The sequence below is a fragment of the Nonomuraea sp. NPDC049784 genome, from assembly GCF_040659615.1.
In the GTDB taxonomy this organism is placed as follows: domain Bacteria; phylum Actinomycetota; class Actinomycetes; order Streptosporangiales; family Streptosporangiaceae; genus Nonomuraea.
In genome coordinates, this window is the sequence record NZ_JBFAMX010000015.1 from 45651 (window position 1) to 62342 (window position 16692).

General features: G+C 70.8%; 16 protein-coding genes. 7 read left to right on the top strand and 9 right to left on the bottom strand.

The features are described from left to right. Window positions 1-81: 81 nt before the first annotated feature. Window positions 82-348, top strand: coding sequence for a zinc ribbon domain-containing protein (locus AB0J09_RS06590; protein ID WP_360686223.1), 267 nt, complete (start codon window positions 82-84; stop codon window positions 346-348). 253 nt (window positions 349-601) lie between these two features. Continuing rightward, the gene (locus AB0J09_RS06595; protein ID WP_360686175.1) at window positions 602-1078 is read left to right on the top strand and encodes an ATP-binding protein; all 477 of its coding nucleotides are present in this window, start codon (window positions 602-604) and stop codon (window positions 1076-1078) included. Between the two features lie 339 nt (window positions 1079-1417). Here the strand turns inward: AB0J09_RS06595 and AB0J09_RS06600 are convergent, their stop codons facing one another. From AB0J09_RS06600 to AB0J09_RS06630, 7 genes are all read right to left on the bottom strand, one after another. Then, the gene (locus tag AB0J09_RS06600; protein ID WP_360686178.1) at window positions 1418-2971 is read right to left on the bottom strand and encodes a hypothetical protein; all 1554 of its coding nucleotides are present in this window, start codon (window positions 2969-2971) and stop codon (window positions 1418-1420) included. 8 nt (window positions 2972-2979) lie between these two features. Beyond that, the gene (locus AB0J09_RS06605; RefSeq protein WP_360686181.1) at window positions 2980-3651 is read right to left on the bottom strand and encodes a polysaccharide deacetylase family protein; all 672 of its coding nucleotides are present in this window, start codon (window positions 3649-3651) and stop codon (window positions 2980-2982) included. Between the two features lie 86 nt (window positions 3652-3737). Next, entirely contained in the window at window positions 3738-4958 is a 1221-nt protein-coding gene (locus AB0J09_RS06610) for an acyl-CoA reductase (RefSeq protein WP_360686184.1), read from the bottom strand. Then, window positions 4958-5983: an acyl-protein synthetase gene (locus tag AB0J09_RS06615; RefSeq protein WP_360686186.1), complete on the bottom strand. Its 1026-nt coding sequence runs from the start codon at window positions 5981-5983 to the stop codon at window positions 4958-4960. The genes AB0J09_RS06610 and AB0J09_RS06615 overlap by 1 nt, the downstream gene beginning before the upstream one ends. A gap of 34 nt (window positions 5984-6017) precedes the next feature. Further along, window positions 6018-7334: an AMP-binding protein gene (locus AB0J09_RS06620; protein WP_360686189.1), complete on the bottom strand. Its 1317-nt coding sequence runs from the start codon at window positions 7332-7334 to the stop codon at window positions 6018-6020. Further along, complete coding sequence (locus AB0J09_RS06625; protein WP_360686192.1) at window positions 7334-8092, bottom strand: SDR family NAD(P)-dependent oxidoreductase; 759 nt, start codon at window positions 8090-8092, stop codon at window positions 7334-7336. Before AB0J09_RS06625 ends, AB0J09_RS06620 begins: the two co-directional genes overlap by 1 nt. After that, window positions 8067-8315 (bottom strand): acyl carrier protein, encoded by a 249-nt coding sequence (locus AB0J09_RS06630; RefSeq protein ID WP_360686195.1) that lies wholly within the window; start codon window positions 8313-8315, stop codon window positions 8067-8069. The genes AB0J09_RS06625 and AB0J09_RS06630 overlap by 26 nt, the downstream gene beginning before the upstream one ends. Before the next feature lie 164 nt (window positions 8316-8479). Here AB0J09_RS06630 and AB0J09_RS06635 point away from each other — a divergent pair, with 164 nt between their 5' ends. Genes AB0J09_RS06635 through AB0J09_RS06645 form a run of 3 tightly spaced genes read left to right on the top strand, consistent with a single transcriptional unit; the run spans window position 8480 to window position 12937 of the window. Beyond that, the gene (locus AB0J09_RS06635; RefSeq protein ID WP_360686198.1) at window positions 8480-9415 is read left to right on the top strand and encodes a hypothetical protein; all 936 of its coding nucleotides are present in this window, start codon (window positions 8480-8482) and stop codon (window positions 9413-9415) included. Beyond that, on the top strand, window positions 9412-11010 hold the full coding sequence (locus AB0J09_RS06640; RefSeq protein WP_360686200.1) for a hypothetical protein: 1599 nt from the start codon (window positions 9412-9414) through the stop codon (window positions 11008-11010). The genes AB0J09_RS06635 and AB0J09_RS06640 overlap by 4 nt, the downstream gene beginning before the upstream one ends. Window positions 11011-11050: 40 nt before the next feature. Further along, on the top strand, window positions 11051-12937 hold the full coding sequence (locus AB0J09_RS06645; protein ID WP_360686203.1) for a glycosyltransferase family 2 protein: 1887 nt from the start codon (window positions 11051-11053) through the stop codon (window positions 12935-12937). Here AB0J09_RS06645 and AB0J09_RS06650 read toward each other — a convergent pair whose 3' ends face one another. Both AB0J09_RS06650 and pseB read right to left on the bottom strand, forming a co-directional pair. After that, window positions 12938-14062, bottom strand: coding sequence for a DegT/DnrJ/EryC1/StrS family aminotransferase (locus AB0J09_RS06650; protein ID WP_360686206.1), 1125 nt, complete (start codon window positions 14060-14062; stop codon window positions 12938-12940). Then, window positions 14062-15036, bottom strand: coding sequence for a UDP-N-acetylglucosamine 4,6-dehydratase (inverting) (gene pseB / locus AB0J09_RS06655; protein WP_360686209.1), 975 nt, complete (start codon window positions 15034-15036; stop codon window positions 14062-14064). The genes AB0J09_RS06650 and pseB overlap by 1 nt, the downstream gene beginning before the upstream one ends. Before the next feature lie 103 nt (window positions 15037-15139). On the opposite strand from pseB, the gene AB0J09_RS06660 reads away from it, so the two are divergent. Further along, window positions 15140-15868 carry a glycosyltransferase family protein gene (locus AB0J09_RS06660; RefSeq protein ID WP_360686211.1) on the top strand — a complete coding sequence of 243 codons (729 nt, stop codon included), beginning with the start codon at window positions 15140-15142 and terminating at the stop codon, window positions 15866-15868. Further along, the coding region (locus tag AB0J09_RS06665) for a hypothetical protein (RefSeq protein ID WP_360686214.1) at window positions 15865-16692 on the top strand (828 nt) is incomplete at its 3' end. The genes AB0J09_RS06660 and AB0J09_RS06665, both read left to right, overlap by 4 nt.

The window sequence follows — 16692 nt, forward strand, 5'->3', positions numbered from 1 at the left end:
AGCCCGAATGCGTATTTATCCACATTCCAGGATTGAACCCGGCGCCAGACGCGGGTCGTACAACCGTGCGCCATCCATAAGATCAACCCCGCGTACACGTCCCAGACGTGCCCGGAACCTGCGTGCGGGAAGGTGGACGAGAAGAGCCGCAAGGGCCGAGCGATCTTCTCCTGCACTTCTTGCGGGCACACCGAGCACGCCGACATCGTCGGGGCGAGGAACACCAAGACCAAAGGACAGGCGGCCGGGCTGGTCGTCTCAGGGCGTGGAGACCCACCCGGGTCCGCGAAACGTCAAGCACCTCGTTCCACAGCACGGGCCGCGCAAGCGGCACGAGCTGCCGCATAGCGGCACGGGAATCCCCGTCCCTTCAGGGCGGGGAGCAGGTCAAACCGGCACCCACAGCCCCACCTTGCACTGGCGTCCCTGAGCTAGGTACCTACGTAGTCCGGATTAGGTACCTATATAGGGATTTCTCACCTCACCTCCGGGTGGCGCGCTGAGGCATTCTCGTGGTGTGAGCAAATCCAGGCTCACTTGAAGAGAGGACCGGGGGGAACCGGACGGGCAGCGCCTCAGCTGCCACTCGGGATGTAGGGCAATGAACAGGGTTTTGTGGAGCAGGATCTCGACCGCGGTGACCGGCCGTCGCTCGCAGACGTGTCGGACGGCCTCGTGGTGGCTGTCGCCTGACCTCGGCTCGGTGCGCGGTGCGCGCCGGCTGACGCGTGAGAAGCTCGCCGACTGGGGCTTCGAAGAGCAGGTGGAGGTCGCTGAACTGCTCGTCAGCGAGTTGGTCGCCAACGCGCTGGATCACGCGTACGGACAGGTCCGCCTCAGCTTCTTCGCCGAGGACGGCCTGCTGCGTTGCGAGGTCGAGGACGCCAACCCCGAACTGCCGACCATGCACACCGTCGATGTGGATGCCGAGCGCGGACGCGGACTGTTCCTGGTCGACGCGCTCTCCGGCTCCTGGGGCAGTGTCCGCACGCGCCGCGGCAAGGCCATCTGGTTCGAACTACCGGCGTTCGCCCACGCCGAAGTCCACTCCTTGAACGCCCTCGCGGTCGCCGCCTGAGCCTGGCATTCCTGACCCCCTTCTATCGCTGCGGCTCATCTGCGCTGGTCGTAACGTCAGCCACTTGGACTGAACCCTTGAGCCCGGGTTGGCAGCCGAGGCGAGTCATCTGTCCAGGGCAAAGGGACGGTGCGCGCGGCTCCCTGTCCGAACGTCTCGGGTTTCGCGGTTCTGGGGTTGATTACGGATTGATCACGGCTGGTGTGCTGACCACAGCAGCTCACACGGTCACGGCCATCCTGCGCCGGTCGGACTGGCGCCGCCGCCACCAAGCCACGGCCCGACGCTGCCACTACCAGCGCAGATCCCTACCATGATCGCGAAAGTGTCACTGGAGTGCTAGCCGGGCCCGTGTCCAGGCGCCTCCGGCTCGTCCCGCGCGGGCTCGCTCGATGGGGAGTCGTCGGTTGCGGGACGGCTCGGTGAGCGGGGTGAGTCCTCTGAGGACTCGACCGTCTCAGGGTCCGCCGGTACGGGACGCAGCGCGCGCCCGACCCGTCGCACGGAAGCGACCGCCAGCCGCCCCACACTCCCCAGCAGCAGCGGCACCAGCAGCACCCCGATGAAGATGGGGGAGGCCATGTACCGGAAGTCCTGCGCCGAGATGTTGGCCAGGATGGCCAGCTGCTGCCCGGCCACCACGGCCGCCACCCCCAGCACGTACCGGTTCCGGAGCGCCCAGGCCGCCAGCCCCACGGCCAGATAGGACACGTACGCCCACAGAGCGCCCCGCCACAGCAGCCAGTCGTACTGCGGTGCCAGCGCGTCGGTCAGCCAGGGGTCGGCCACCCGGTTCAGCTCCGACGACAGTGGCCGCAGCGAGTAGACCCACCGCCCGGGGAAGTCGGGCACCTTGTTCGGCCCCACGTAGGTGTCGGCATTGGGCCGCCGCGAGAACCGGTACGTCATCCCCCCGATCGCGAGATCGTCCTGCACGGGCCTCCACGCGATCGCCCCCCGGCACAGGCGGGCGTCCACGATCATGCCGGGGTCGGAGGTCAGCAGCCGCTTCCACAGGTCGAGGAGTTGGGAGGCGTGCGCGTCGGCCTGCTGCCAGCTGAAGTCCCGTCGCCAGATCAGCGGGTTGATCGTGTAGCAGGTGCCGCCCTCCCACCACCGCGTCAGGGGCGCCACGGAGGTCATGAGCGCCTTGTCCTGTTCGGTGAACAGCTGGGGGTGGTCCCGGTACGCCACCGCGATGTCGCCGAAGGCCGTGTGGTACACGTACGTCTTGGACGGGGCGACGATGCCGAACTGCGGAAACACCAGGTTCGTGAGCACGAGCGGGAGGGCGGCGGCAAAGGTGCCGGCCAGCAGCAGCCGTACGCGCATGGTCTTGACGATCACCAGCAGCGCGACGACGGCGACGCCCACGACGAGGAAGCCGTTCGCACGGAACAGCCCGAGCAGCGTGAACAGCACCCCGAGCCCGACCAGCCCCGGCACGGTGACAGCGCGCCTGGCCGCGATCCGCGCGCACACTCCGGCGATGGCGATCGCGCAGATCGTGAACGGCACGTCCTTCCACAACGTCACCGAGAACGCGCCCACGGGCGGCGCCAGCGGCATCAGCATCGCGACGAGAGTGGTCGGCAGGCGGGGAGCGCCGAGTGCCTTCAAGGACTGTGCCAGGTACGTGAGCGCCGCCGCCATGGCGGCGGTCTGCGCGAACGTGACGGCGCCCAGGTCACCGGTCTTGGTGAAGCTCAGCCACAGCAGCGAGTCGTAGAGCACCGAGTGGTCGCTCACCCAGGGCCCGACGACGGTGTGGCTGAGATACAGGACCGAGTCGCGGCTGAACAGGCCGGGGTAGAAGGCCGCCCACCAGCATCCGAGGACGGCCTGCACGATGAGGAAGGTCGCGAGTGCGACCCACGGCCTCCGCTTGCCCATGGTCCTGATCAGGGGTAGCTGACTCCAGGCTCCGGCCCCTTGCCGCGTAGCAGCGTCGGGACCGTGACCAGGTGGTAGCCGCGTTTCTTGAGCTCCTTGAGGATCTCGGGCATGACTTTCACGGTCTCCGGGACCGTGTCGTGCATGAGGATCACGCCGTCCCGTTTGGCCAGCCTGAGCACGGCGGCCTTGATCTTCTTGGTGTCACGCAGCTTCCAGTCGAGCGTCGTGCCCGTCCACAGCACCTGGGCCAGGTCCACCTGGTTGGCCAGCCCGAGCACACGGTCGTCGGTGTGCCCGTAGGGCGGGCGGAACATCTTCGGCCGCAGCTTGGTGGCCTGCTCGATCGCTTCCTGGGTGGTCTTGAGCTCGTCGAGGATCTCGTTGTCGGACAGGGCCGGCAGCGAGTTGTGGGAGTAGGTGTGGTTGCCGATCGCGTGCCCCTGCGCGAGCGCCTGTCTGGCGATCTCCGGCCGCAGCTCCACCTGCTTGCCCACCAGGAAGAACGTCGCCTTGACCCCCGCCTTCTTGAGCGTCTTGAGCAGGGTGGGCGTCTTGACGCCCGGGCCGTCGTCGAACGTCAGCGCCAGGCATTTGACCCGGGCGCAGTCGACCGTAGTCGCCTGAGCGGGCAGCGAGGTCATGGCCAGCGTGACCGCGAGCAGGGCATGAATCACCACGGGTCACAGCCTAGGGCCAATGTCCCCAGACCGTGGCACACCAGCACGTCTCGTTCTGAATACGCTGCCGATACGGAGGAACAACGTCACCTGACGACGGTCACCAGCCGCGTGAACTCGGCCGGGAGATCGAACCCGTCCCACACTCGATGGAAGCTCAGCGCGCTCCCGACCGGCACCATGCGATCGACCCCGCGCCCGGCCAGCTCTCTGGCCAGGTCCTCCAACTCGTCCTTGCCGAACCCGAAGTGCGTCATCGTCTGGTCACGCCGCTCGACCAGCGGGACCAGCTCCGCCAGCGAGCCGAGCCTGGCGTGCGCGAACGTTCCCGCTCCCAGCCACCGCCTCGGTGCTGCGGCCGCCGCCGCCAGCGTCACGTTGGCCAGCGCGTTGCCCCGGAACTCGATGCGCTCCGCCAGCCCGTCGGCGGCCAGCCCGTAGGTGGAGACCCGCTTCTCCACGGCCATCGCCGCATCGACCCCCCACCCGCGTACGGCGACCACCCGCGCCACGTGCTCGCAGAAGTCGGCCCGCGCCGGGTCGCAGTCGCCCTCCGCACCCACCCAGAACACGGTCCTGGGCGAGGAGCAGGCGGCCTGGTCGAACCAGTAGGTGTCGTTCACGAACCCCTCGGCCACGGTGACCCGCGCGGCCCTGGGCGCGCACAGCCAGGCCGCCGCGCGCACGACGGCGAACGAGGAGCGGTCGGGGAAGACCAGGTCGCGGGCGTGCGGGGCGAGCAGATGCCGCCGCATCTCCCGTACGGTGCCGTCGCCGCCCCACACCACCCGCAGGTCGCAGGCGGCGGAGAGCGCGGCGGTGATGCCGTCGCTGCGGCCGTAGGAGACGATGCGCTGGGTGGCCGCTATGACGGGATCGGCGTCGGCCAGCGCCTCGTGCAGGGTCTCCAGGATGACCTCGGCGACCGCGCCGGAGCGGGGAGAGAGGCGGACGATGTTGCGGTTTCCCATCAGGGCCGACAAGGCCCAGGAGTAGACGAAGACGGTGTCGACGTTGGCGGGCGGGATGTGGAAGACCAGGCCGCGCGGCACGCGTACGTGCTCGGTTCCCAGCCCGTCCACGGTCCGGGCGAGCTCGCTGGGTCGCAGGAAGAAGCCGAGCGAGCCCAGCTCGGGGTGGCGCCGCGCCAGCGCGGGCCGCAGCAGCCGCCTTCCGAAGGCCGCGAGGAACTCGCGCACCCGCTCGTCGCCCACGTCCAGACCGCTGCCCAGCTCTCCGAGCAGCCCTTCGACCGGCACGTGGCCCACGGCGGGGAAGCGGACATCGAGCTTCGGGTCGTCCAGCATCAGCCCTGCCCCATGGTGTCGCTGCAGCCGCGTGCCTCCGCCCTGGGCAGCCTGCCCAGGACCTCGAACCGCTTGCCCGGCCAGCATCCGTCATCGACGCCGCGGACCACGCCCAGGTCCTCGGTCATGAGGACATGGCCGGGATATGACGTGGGGAGCGTGCTGACGACCTCGATCAGCCCCGGCTCGCCGACGGGCGCCTCCTGCCAGGTCTCCGGATCACGGATCACGACATCGGCGAAATCGGGGCAGTAAAGCCCATCGCCGTCGGGGCCTTCCAGGAAGACCGTGCCGATCTGCTCGACCATCCCGTAGAAGTTGTGGATTCGGGTAAGCCCGCACTCGGCCGCCAGCCGCCGTCGGAACTCGGCGTTGTCCACCGCCTGCTCGGCCAGCCGCTTCCACCCGCCAGAGTGGATCAGCACCCCCTGCGAAAGGTCCGCCCCGAGACCGCGCAGATGGAGCCAGACCATGAACGTGAACCCGAAGACCAGGAACCGCTCGCTCCCGTGGCGCGCGAGGAACGCCTTGACCGCCTCCGCGTCCACCCGCCCCTTCTCGTCGAGCACGAACGTGTGGTCCCTGCCGAAGTTCATCATCCCGAGCACGCCGGCGCCCCGGGCGCTCAGCGTGGGGTCGCGCACGACGGAGCGGCTGTCCACGACCAGCATCGGCAGCCGCCGCTCGCCGAGCACTTCCCTGAGCGTGGCCGCCAGCATCCGCGTCTGCGCGGCGGCCGCCTCACGATCGAGATAGACCCGGCTGGGCTGCTGCCCGGTGGTCCCGCTGGAGGTCAGCACCCTGAACACCTGATCTTCGCGCACGCTGCGCAGCTCGTGCGTCTTGAACAGCCGCACGGGCAGCCAGGGGAGGTCGACGAGCCGCTCGTACGGGGGTTGCGCGCCGATGGCGTCGAGGATCCTCCGGTACGGCAGGCACGCCTCCCTGTGCCGCTCGGTGAGCGCCGCCAGCTCGCTCACCAGCACCGCCTCCCGCTCGGGCTCGGCCAAGCCGAAAACGCTCACCCGCCACCCCCCGCCTCAATGCGCAGCCCGGCCGTCATGTGCGCGACTCCAGGGCCCGGTAGTCCACCTTGCCGGTGGACAGCAGGGGCAGGCTGTCGATGCCGCGCACGTCGAACCCGCTCCAATGGACCCGCAGCTCGGCCCCCAGCCTCCGCGCCAGCCCCGCGCAGCCGGCCGCGTCGAGGCCCTCGGCCCACACCGTCACCCGGTCGTCGCCGCTGGTGGCCGCCACCGGGACCGAGCCGCGCAGCAGCCGCTCGACGTCATCGAGATTGACCCGCACGCCGAAGACCTTGGCGATCCGCTTCAGCCGCCCGGTGATGTAGAGGAACCCCTCGGAGTCGAGCCGCCCCAGGTCGCCCGTACGCAGGACGCCGCCCAGGTCGTCGCCCCGAGCGAGGTCGGCGGCCGTCTCCGCGTAGCCCATCATGACGTTGGGCCCGTGGTAGACGATCTCGCCTTCGTCGACGGCCAACCGGCCCCCGGGGATGGCCGGCCCGGCGGAGCCTTGCTTGTCGTCCAGCCGGTCGGGGGGCAGGACGGCGATGCGGGCCGTGGCCTCGGTCTGCCCGTACATCACGAAGAACCGATCGGCCTGGCCCGAGAACTCCTTGACCAGCTCCGGGCTGAGCCGCCCCCCTGCCTGGGTGAGCGTGGCCAGCGTCGGGTGCTCGGACCGGTCGTAGCGCAGCCGCCGCAGCATCTCGTACTGGTACGGGACGGCGGCCAGCGACGTGCATCGGTGCGCGTCAAGATGCGTCCAGAACGACCGCTCGAGGAGCCCCGCCTCCGTCAGCATCACGGTCGCCCCCGCCGCCAGATGGCTGTTGAGCACCGACAGCCCGTAGCTGTAGTGCAGCGGCAGGCTGGTCGGCGCGATCTCGTCGGGGGTGATGGACAGCGCCGCGGCGATGGCTGCGGCGTTGGCCAGCACGGCCTGGCGCGACAGGCGTACGAGCTTGGGGTTGCCCGTCGAGCCCGAGGTGGCGAGGAGAACGGCCAGGTCGGGATGCGGCTCCGGCGCGTGAGCTCCGTCGAGGCGCGGCGGTCGTGCGCCGTCGGCGGCGTGCGTGAACCCGAGCAGCGCCGTGGGCCTGAACCGGCCCACCAGCTCGGCCAGCGCCGCCGGGGAGAGGTCGGGATCGAGCAGCGCGACCGGCCGGCCCGACCTCCACGCGGCGAGATAGCGCAGGACCGACGTGAGGTTGTTGCGCATGCCGCAGAACAGCGGCCCGGGCTGCAGCCGGGCCAGGGCCTCCGCGGTGCGGTTGACGTGGTGGAGCAGCTCGTCGCCGCTGAGGCTCGCCGGCTCTCCCGCGACGACGAGGCGGGCCTGTGGGTGCGGGAACATCACAGCACCAGCCCGCCGTCCACGCCGATGACCTGGCCGGTTATGAAAGCGGCGGCCGGCGAGAGCAGGAACGCGACGGCGTCGGCGACGTCGGCGGGCGTGCCGAGCCGCCTCAGCGGGGTCGCGGCGACCGTGGCCGTGCGGGCGTTCTCGTCAAGTGTGGCGAGCATGTCGGTCTTGATGTAGCCGGGGGCCACGGCGTTGACCCTGATCCCGGTCGGCCCCAGCTCCTTGGCCGCGGCCAGGGTGAGGCCGATCATGGACGCCTTGGTGGCGGAGTAGAGCGCCTGGCCGGCGCCGCCCATGCGGCCCATCATCGAGGAGACCAGCACCACGGCGGGATAGGTGCCGCGGCGCAGGAGCCTGAGCGAGGACTGCAGGGTGTACGTCGCGCCCACGGCGTTGACCTGGAAGAGCCGATCGACCGTGTCGTGGCGGGTCATGCCGAGCGGGCCGGCGGCGTGGACACCGGCGTTGATCACGAGCGCGTCGAGGCGGCCGTGCCGCTGGTAGATCTGCCGCATCACGGCCGAGACGGCCCCGGAGTCGGCCACGTCGCAGGCGACCGAGTCGGTGAGCCCGCTGGTCTCCTCCGCGACCTCGGCGGCGGCCTTCGCGGCCCGCTCCTCGTCGCGCCCGTGGAGCACGACGCCGTGGCCGGTCGCGGCCAGCGTGGCCGCGACGGCCCGGCCGATGCCCGTCGTCGAGCCGGTGACCAGGACGACCCTGGCCTCAGACGGCGGCGACGCCGATGCCATGCTTCTCCAGCAGCTCGGACGCCTTGGCGAACGAGCTCATGTCGATCATCTCGTCGGTGTCGATCATGATGGTGAACTCGTCCTCCATCGCGGCGATCAACGCCATGTGGGCCAGGGAGTCCCACTGGGGGATGGCGCGGTATTCGAGCCCGTCGACGTCGGCGTCGGCCGGAAGGTTGAGCGCGCTGCGGAAGACGGTCCGCAGGCGACCGAGATGACTCATGATCACTCACTCTCTGTCTTCAAGGCGCGACACAGTGTAGCGGGATCTGGGGGTGAGGAAAAACCAAGACCCCGTCTCCAGTAATGGAACCGTATAACGGCGCGTGGCGCTCGTTGTGGGCTGGGAATGTCGGACGGGACACGGTCCACCGTACGGGGGGAATGATGGACGAATCCAATCACTGGTATGGGCATTCGCGTATTCTCAGTAGATACTGCGGCCTGCCGGAGGAGTCGCCGAAACGCATCCAAGGTTTCCTCCAGCACGGCTGGAACTATCTCCACGGATTTCCGCCCAACGACCACTGGTGCAGCCCCGGATATCCCCGTTTCATCTGGTCCGACGTGCTGCGCCGCCGCGGCTGGTCCATGGGCCGCAGAGGACACTACCTCATCGGCGCGCCCTGGATTTACCTTCTTTGCCTGGAGCCTGAGCTGGGCGTGGTCCCCGAGCGCAAGGGTACGATCTGGTATCCCTTTCATGGCTGGGAAAAGCATTCCGTCAGCGGCGACCACGCCCGCCTGGCCGACGAAATCCGAAATGTCGAGACCGGGCGGGTCACGGTCTGCCTATATTGGCTGGAATTCGCGAATCCGGACATTCGGCGGGCGTACGAATCGAGGGGGTTCCGGGTCATCTGCCATGGCGAGCGCGGCTCCCGCTGGGAGGGAAAGGGTCGCGACTTCCTGCGCAAGCAGCTGGTCCAGTTGCGACGCCACCGCAGGGTGGCCTCCAACCGGCTCGGCAGCGCGCTGTTCTACGGCGCCTCGGTGGGATGCGAGGTGGCCGTGTACGGGGATCCGATGCAGTTCGAGGACGAGCGTCCCGAGTACGGCGGGACGGCGCGCCGCATGCGGCTCTGGCCCGAACTGCACGGCACGCACGTCGACCGTGAGCTGGCGGCGGAGGTGGCGCGGCGCGAGCTGGGATTCGAATATCAGGCGACACCGGAGGAGCTACTGCGAATGTTCGGATGGAAGCGGCCCCGCGAGGGAGCGCCGCCGCCTGGACTGAGGAGCGTCGGGAGCGTAGCGACCAGAGCGACGAGGGAAGGCGGCGGCCTTCGAGCGACCGAGCCGCCTCACGGAGTGAGGCCATGAACACGTATGAGGCGCCCGAGAACGTCCGGTTGATCGGCGGGGAGATGCTGCTGTGGTCCGACATGTCCAACATGGGCGGCATCGCGGACTGGCGGGGCGCGGCACTCGAGCTGATCAGGCGGCTCGTCCCGGCGAGCGGCCGGGTGCTGCTGGTCGGGCCGCATCCACAGGGACTGGTGGACGAGGTGGTCTCGCGGGCCTCATCGGCCGCCGTGCTGCTGCGCTCCTACCCTGACGCCTGCGCTCTCGGCGAGCGGCATCCGGGGCTGGCGGTCTTCTGCGGGCGGCTGGAGGTGTTCGCCGCGGAGGAGCCGTACGACCTGGTGCTGGCGCTGGACGGGCTGCTGCGCACGCACTCCGCGGAGGCGCCCGCGGCGGCCTGGCGCGAGTCGCTCGGGGCGCTGGCCGGGCTGATGGCGCCCGGGGGGCGGCTGGTGCTCGGCGTACGCAACGATCTGGGCGTCGACCGGTTCCTGGAGGCCAGGCCCGCGGACCGGGAGGGCGGCGACGACCAGTGGGCGCCGCACGGCTTCGACCCGACCTACCCCAGCGGTCCCGCGGCTCTCGACCGAGGGCTGGAGTCGGCGGGGCTGAGCGTGGGGCGGTGCTACGCGGCGTATCCGGTCAGGCAGGCCCCCAGAGCCCTGCTGTCCCGCGAGGCGCTGGCCGCCGACCTGCCGGACGCGCTCACGTTCCCGCTGAGCGCGCGGGGCGGCGACCGCATGCTGGTGGCCGACCCGCTCCGGCTGACCCGCCTGGTGTTCAGGCACCGCCTGGGGGAGGAGCTGGCGCCGCTGTGGCTGGCCGTGGCGACACGCCCGCCGCACGACGATGGGATGGAGTTGCCGCTCGGGCTCGTCGAGGAGGGCGCCGCGCTGTACGAGCTCACCCACGACGGCGCCAGACGCCTCCCGGACGGTGAGGAGCGCCTGATTCCGGCGGGCAGGGTCGTGGAGGAGATCCTCGTCGAGGCGTGTGCCCGCGAGGACGTCAAGACCGTGCGCGAGCTGCTGAAAGAGCTGGCCGAATGGCTGGAGGCGGGCGGCGACGTGTCGGCCGCGACCGACAGCCTGGTGTACGACGGCGAGCGGTTCGCGGCCATCAACCCCTTGGCGGGCCCGTCCTCGCCACCCGCGCCAAGAGTCGTCCTGTGCAGGATCCTGTGGCGGTTCGCGGTCAGGCTGCTGGCGGCCGGCCATCACCACCCGTGGCCGTGGCCGCTGGAGGCCGACCAGCTCACGCTGACCCTGTGCGGCATGGCCGACCGCCCCTGCGACCAGGGCGACCTCGACTGCGCCCGCAAGCTGGACGCGGAGCTGGGCTGCGCCGGCGAGGAGCACGTGCCCACGTACAGGGACCTGCTCGGGGCCCGCGACCGCCTGGCCGACCAGCTCACCGCGGCCCTGGCCAGGATCTCCCGACTGGAGACCAAGCTCTCCTACCGGGAGCGCGAGCTGGTCAGGGCGAAGGCCAAGCTGCGCAGGAGCCAGCGCAAGGCCTCCGCCTACCGCAAGACGCTCGGATACCGCCTTTCCCGCCGCCTGGCCCGTCCCCGCAAGGTCGCCCGCAGGGTCATCCGCCTGCTGTCCGGATAACCACAGAGAAACGGATAACCACCCAGAAAGAGGAAAGCGTGTGCCGGTTCTTTCGGTGATCGTCCCGTTCTACAACGTCGAGAAGTACATCGGGCCCTGCCTGGACTCCATCGCCGCCCAGACGCTGGACGACCTGGAGGTCATCTGCGTCGACGACGGCAGTGCCGACGGCGGCTCGGCGGTCGTCGAGTCCAGGCAGGCCGATGACCGCCGAATCAGCCTCATCAGGCAGGACAACCAGGGCGTGGGCCGCGCCCGCAACGTCGGCGTGCGCCGGGCGACCGGCCGCTACCTGGCGTTCGTGGACGGCGACGACACCGTGCCGCGCGACGCGTTCAAACGCCTGGTGTCCTCGCTCGAATCCACGGGCTCCGACCTGGCCTGCGGAAACGTCATGCGTCTCTACCGCAACCTGCTCATACCGTCGTGGGCCCACAGGGAGGCGTTCGCCAGGCCCGTCAAGGGCACGCACATCACCCGCCACCCGCTGCTGATCCGTGACCGCATGTTGTGGAACAAGGTCTACCGCCGCTCCTTCTGGGACCGCCTCGGCCTGAGCTTCCCCGAGCGGATGTACGAGGACCAGCCCGTCGCCATGGCGGCCCACGTGGGAGCGGGCTCGGTGGACGTGCTGGCCGCGATCGTCTACCACTGGCGGCAACGCGACGAGCCGGGCTCCTCGATCACCCAGCGCAGCCTGGAGCCGGGCAACCTGCGTGACCGCCTCCTGTCCGTGCTGGAGACCGCGGCCGTGCTGAGCCGAGGGGCGCCGGGCCTCAAGACGGACTTCGACCGCGACACGCTGGACATCGACATGTCCGTCGCCGTGGAGGCCATGGCCGCCATGGGCGCGGCGGCGGACCCGGCCCTGGTGGACCTTGTCGTCCGCTACCTCGACGGCGTGTCGCGCGAGGCCTGGCAGAGCATCCCGTACGCGCTGCGCCTCCAGGTTCACCTGCTGCACCAGCGCCGCCTGGCCGAGCTGGCCTACGTCTTCGCCCAGGACCGCTGCGGACAGCTGCAGCCCCGGGTGGGCTCGGCCGGGCTCCTGCGCAAGCGCTGGTACGGCAGGCACCCGTCGATGCCGGAGCAGCTGTCGGAGGTCTCCGGCGAGCTGGGCGCGGTCGCCAGGCTGATGAGTCTCGACTGGCGCGACGGCGTGCTCCACGGCGTGGGCCGCGTGGGGCTGGGCAGGTTTGATGTGGGAGAGCTGCGCCGGATGCGGGTACAGGTCCGGCTGGAGGAGCGAAGGACCGGTGAGAGCGTGCTGCTCTGCGACGAGGAGAGCGTGCCCACCTGGGAGAGCGTCGAGCAGGAGGACGGCGGCGCGCTGCCGGAGCACGCGTTCCCGTTCAGGTTCGCGTTCCACCCGGCCGCGCTGACGGCCGCGCAGCTCGCCAGGCATGGCCGCTGGGACCTGTGCGTGCGGCTCAGGGGCCACGGGCTGCGGCTCGACGGCCGGGTGGCGGGGCCGCGCTGGTTGCCGCCCCTGATCCCCGCGCCGCGGCGCAGGGAGGGCGTGTGGCTGGTGCCCGTACGCAGCCCCAGGGGCGCGTGGGGGATGCGTCTTCGCACAGCGGAGGCGGTCATCGGCGAGTGCCGGATGGACGGCGGCGACCTGGTGTTCTCGGGAGAGCTGTCCGACTTGGGCGATGGGGAGCCGGTGGTCAGGCTGCAGCGCAGGAGCGACGGCGAGGAGATGTACTTCCCGGTGACGCTGGCGGGCCAGGACTTCCACGCGCGGGTGCCGCTGGCCGACATCGACGAGAGCGTCGGTCACGAGTCGTGGTGGGAGGTCGTCATCGACCAGGGCAAACCCATCCGGCCGCTCGTACAGACCAGGGAGCGGCCGGTCGCGACCGTCGCGGACCGGCGCTTCCTCATCGACCGGGGAGAGGACGGCTGCCTGCTGCTGGCCGAACGCTAGTCAGGTCAGGATGCCCGTGAGCGTTTCCACGACCCGGTCCTGCTGGGCGTCGGTCAGGTCGGGGAACAGCGGCAGCGACAGCTCCTCGGCGTAGTAGGCCTCGGCCTGCGGGCAGAGCCCGCGCCGGTAGCCGAGGTCCTCGAACACCGGGTGCCAGTACGACGGCACGTAGTTGACCTGCACGCCGATCCCGGCGGCCCGCATGCGCTCGTAGACCTCGCGCCGGCGGCCGTCGCCGACCCTGACCGGGTAGAGGTGCCAGCTCGGCCGCACGTACGCGCGCTGGGCCGGCAGCGTCAGCCCCGGCACGTCGCGCAGCAGCGTGTTGTAGCGCGCGACCAGTTCCGACCGTCGCTCGCGGAAGCTCTCCAGACGCCTGAGCTGGCTGAGCCCGAGCGCGCACAGCACGTCGGGCAGCCGGTAGTTCAGCCCGAACTCGTGCACCTCCTGATGCCACCCGCCCACATCCGGCTCGCGCTGCTCGGCCGGGTCCCTGACGAGGCCGTGGTTCCTGAAGCGGGCGGCCCGCAGCAGCAGCGAGGGGTCGGCCGCCGCGACCGCGCCGCCCTCCGCCGTCGTCACGGTCTTGGTCGGGAAGAAGGAGAACGTGGTCAGGTCCGCGAGCGCGCCCACGGGCCGGTCCTTGTACGCGGCCCCGATCGAATGCGCCGCGTCGCTCACCAGCACCGCCCCGGCCGAGTCGGCGGCCGTGCGCAGCTCGTCATAGTCGGCGGGATGGCCCGCGTAGTCCACCGCCGTGACAGCCCGCGTCCTGGGGCCGGCCAGCGCGGTGACGGCGTCGGGGTCGAGGTTGCCCGTGTCGGGCTGCACGTCGGCGAAGAGCACCCGCGCGCCCAGTAGCGCGGCCGTGGCCGCCGTGGCCACGAACGTCAGCGGCGACGTGACCACCTCGTCGCCCGCCCGCACCCCGGCGGCTACGTAGGCGACGTGCAGCGCGGCTGTCCCCGATGTGACGGACACGCATGGCACGCCGCCCGTCCAGCGGGCCAGCTCGGCCTCGAACCGGCCCACGGCGGGTCCGGTGGTCAGCCAGTCGCCGCGCAGCACCTCGGCGACCGCCTCGACGTCGGACTCGGCGATCGACTGCCGCCCGTAGGGGAGCATCAGCCGGCCGCCATGGCGCGCAGGTCGTCCACCGAGAGCCACTGGTCGTTGGTGTCGGAGCGGTAGGTGAAGCCCTCCGGCAGCAGCTCTCCGCCCGGCGGCGTGTAGCCCCAGGTGGCGATCGTGGGCTGGACGATGTACCGGTCGGCCAGGCGCAGCGTCCTGCGGCCGTCGTCGGGCGCGATCATCTCCTCGTGCAGCTTCTCGCCCGGCCGGATGCCGATCTCGTAGATCGGGCTGTCCGGCGCCAGCGCCTCGGCCAGGTCGGTGATGCGCATGCTGGGGATGCGCGGCACGTAGAGCTCGCCGCCCCGCATCAGGTCGAACGAGTCCACCACGAACCTGACGGCCTGGTCGAGCGTGATCCAGAACCTGGTCATGCGCTTGTCGGTGATCGGCAGGCTGGCGCCCTGCTCGGCCAGGCGCAGGAAAAACGGCACCACCGAGCCCCTGCTGCCGACCACGTTGCCGTAGCGGACGACGGAGAAGCGGGTCTCGTGGGCGGCGGCGTAGTGGTTGGCCGAGACGAAGAGCTTGTCGGCGACCAGCTTCGTGGCCCCGTACAGGTTGATCGGGCTGGAGGCCTTGTCGGTGGAGAGCGCGACCACCTTGCGCACGCCGCAGTCGATGGCGGCCTCGACGACGTTCTGGGATCCGGCGACGTTGGTGCGGACGTACTCGAAGGGGTTGTACTCGGCCGTGTCCACCTGCTTGAGCGCCGCCGCGTGGACCACGTGGTCGACGCCGTGCATGGCGCGGGTCAGCCGGTCGCGGTCCCTGACGTCGCCGATGAACCAGCGCAGGCGGTCGTCGTCGCTGAAGAGCTGCCTGAGCTCGTACTGCTTGAGCTCGTCGCGTGAGAAGACCACCAGGCGCCGCACACCCAGCGAGTCGAGCGCGTGGCGGATGAACGCCTTGCCGAAGGACCCCGTGCCTCCGGTGATCAGAATCGACGATCCGCTGAGAATGCTCACGTGGCCCCCTGAAATCGCGTTTACGCGCTGTAGTCGTTTGAGCAGGCGGTAGCATAGCGCGATCGACTAACAACATAGGGTCACACGGGGGAATGGGGCTTCGGTGCGTATTGTCGGGATTGTTCAGGCGCGCATGGGGTCGACGCGCCTGCCGGGCAAGGTGCTGCGGGACCTGGGCGGCCGGTCGGTGCTGGGGTGGGTGGTCCGGGCCGTACGCGAGGCCGGTGTGCTCGACGATCTCGTGGTGGCCACCACGACCGAGGAGGCCGACGACGCGGTGGTCGCCGAGTGCTGCCGCCTCGGCGTGGCGTGGCATCGGGGGCCCGTGGACGACGTGCTGACGAGGTTCATGGAGGCGCTGGCCGGGCGGCGCGGGGACGCGGTGATGAGGTTCACGGCGGATTGCCCGCTGCTGGATCCCGCCGTGATCAGGGAGGCGGCGATGGTGTTCCGCGCCGTGCGCGGGCTCGGCTATCTGAGCACGGGCCTGGCGCGCACGTTGCCGCGCGGGCTCGACGTGGAGATCGTGAGCAGGGCCGCGCTCGAGCGGGCCGACGCCGAGGCCGCCGGGTTCCACCGCACACACGTGACCTCCTACGTCTACTCGCACCCGGGCGACGCGCGGCTGCTCGGGCTCGCCTACCAGCCGGTCGCCGACGACCTGCGGGTCACGCTCGACACGGAGGACGACTGGCGGCTCATCTCCCGGGTGGTGGACGCGCTGGGCGACCGGTGCCTGCCGTTCGGGACGGTGGTCAGCTGGCTGCGCGAGCGGCCGGAGGTGTGCGGGCTCAACGCCCACGTACGGCAGAAGGCCCTCCAGGACGCGTGAGCGGGGTCGGCTTCCGGTGCGACGCCGGTGTCAGGAGCGGGGTCGGCCATCTGGTGAGGTGCGTGGCGCTGGCCGAGGAGCTGTGCGCGCGGGGCGTGCCGGTGGTGTTCCTCGGTGAGGTGCGCGGCTCGGACTGGGCGCGGGCGCAGCTCCGGGAGCGCGGGCTGCCGCTGGTGCCCGCTCCCGAGCAGCCGGCGCGTCTGGCGGCGCTGGCCCGCGAGCTCCGCCTGGACGCCGTGGTCCTCGACTCGTACGAACTGCCGGACGGCACGGGGGCAGCGCTCAGGGGAGCGGGCCTGGCCGTGCTGGCGATCGTGGACGGCGACCCGCTGGGCCAGGAGGCCGATCTCTACCTCGACCAGAACCTCGGCGCCGAACGCCGCCCATTCCCCCAGCCCGCCCGGCGCCTGGCCGGGGCGGGTTACGTGCTCCTGCGGGACAGCGTGCGGCGGCGCAGGCGGACGCGGCGGCCGGGGCCGGTGCCGCGCGTGCTGTGCTTCTTCGGCGGCACCGACAGCGCCGGTGTGGCCCCCGCCTGGGCCGAGGCCCTGCGAGCGACCGGGGCGGAGTTCGAGGCCACGGTCGTCAGCCCGGCGCCGTTCGAGGCGGACGGGCCGATCACCGTGATCCCGCCGACCGACCGGCTGCCGGACCTCATGGCCGAGGCTGACCTCGTGGTCACCGCCGCCGGATCTGCCATCTGGGAGCTGCTCTACCTCGGTGTCCCCACCGCCCTGAGCTGGGTGGCCGACAACCAGCTCATCGGCTATGAGGAGCTCGTGGGCCGGGGTGCCGCGGCCGGGCTCGGGCGCGCGGCCGACGCC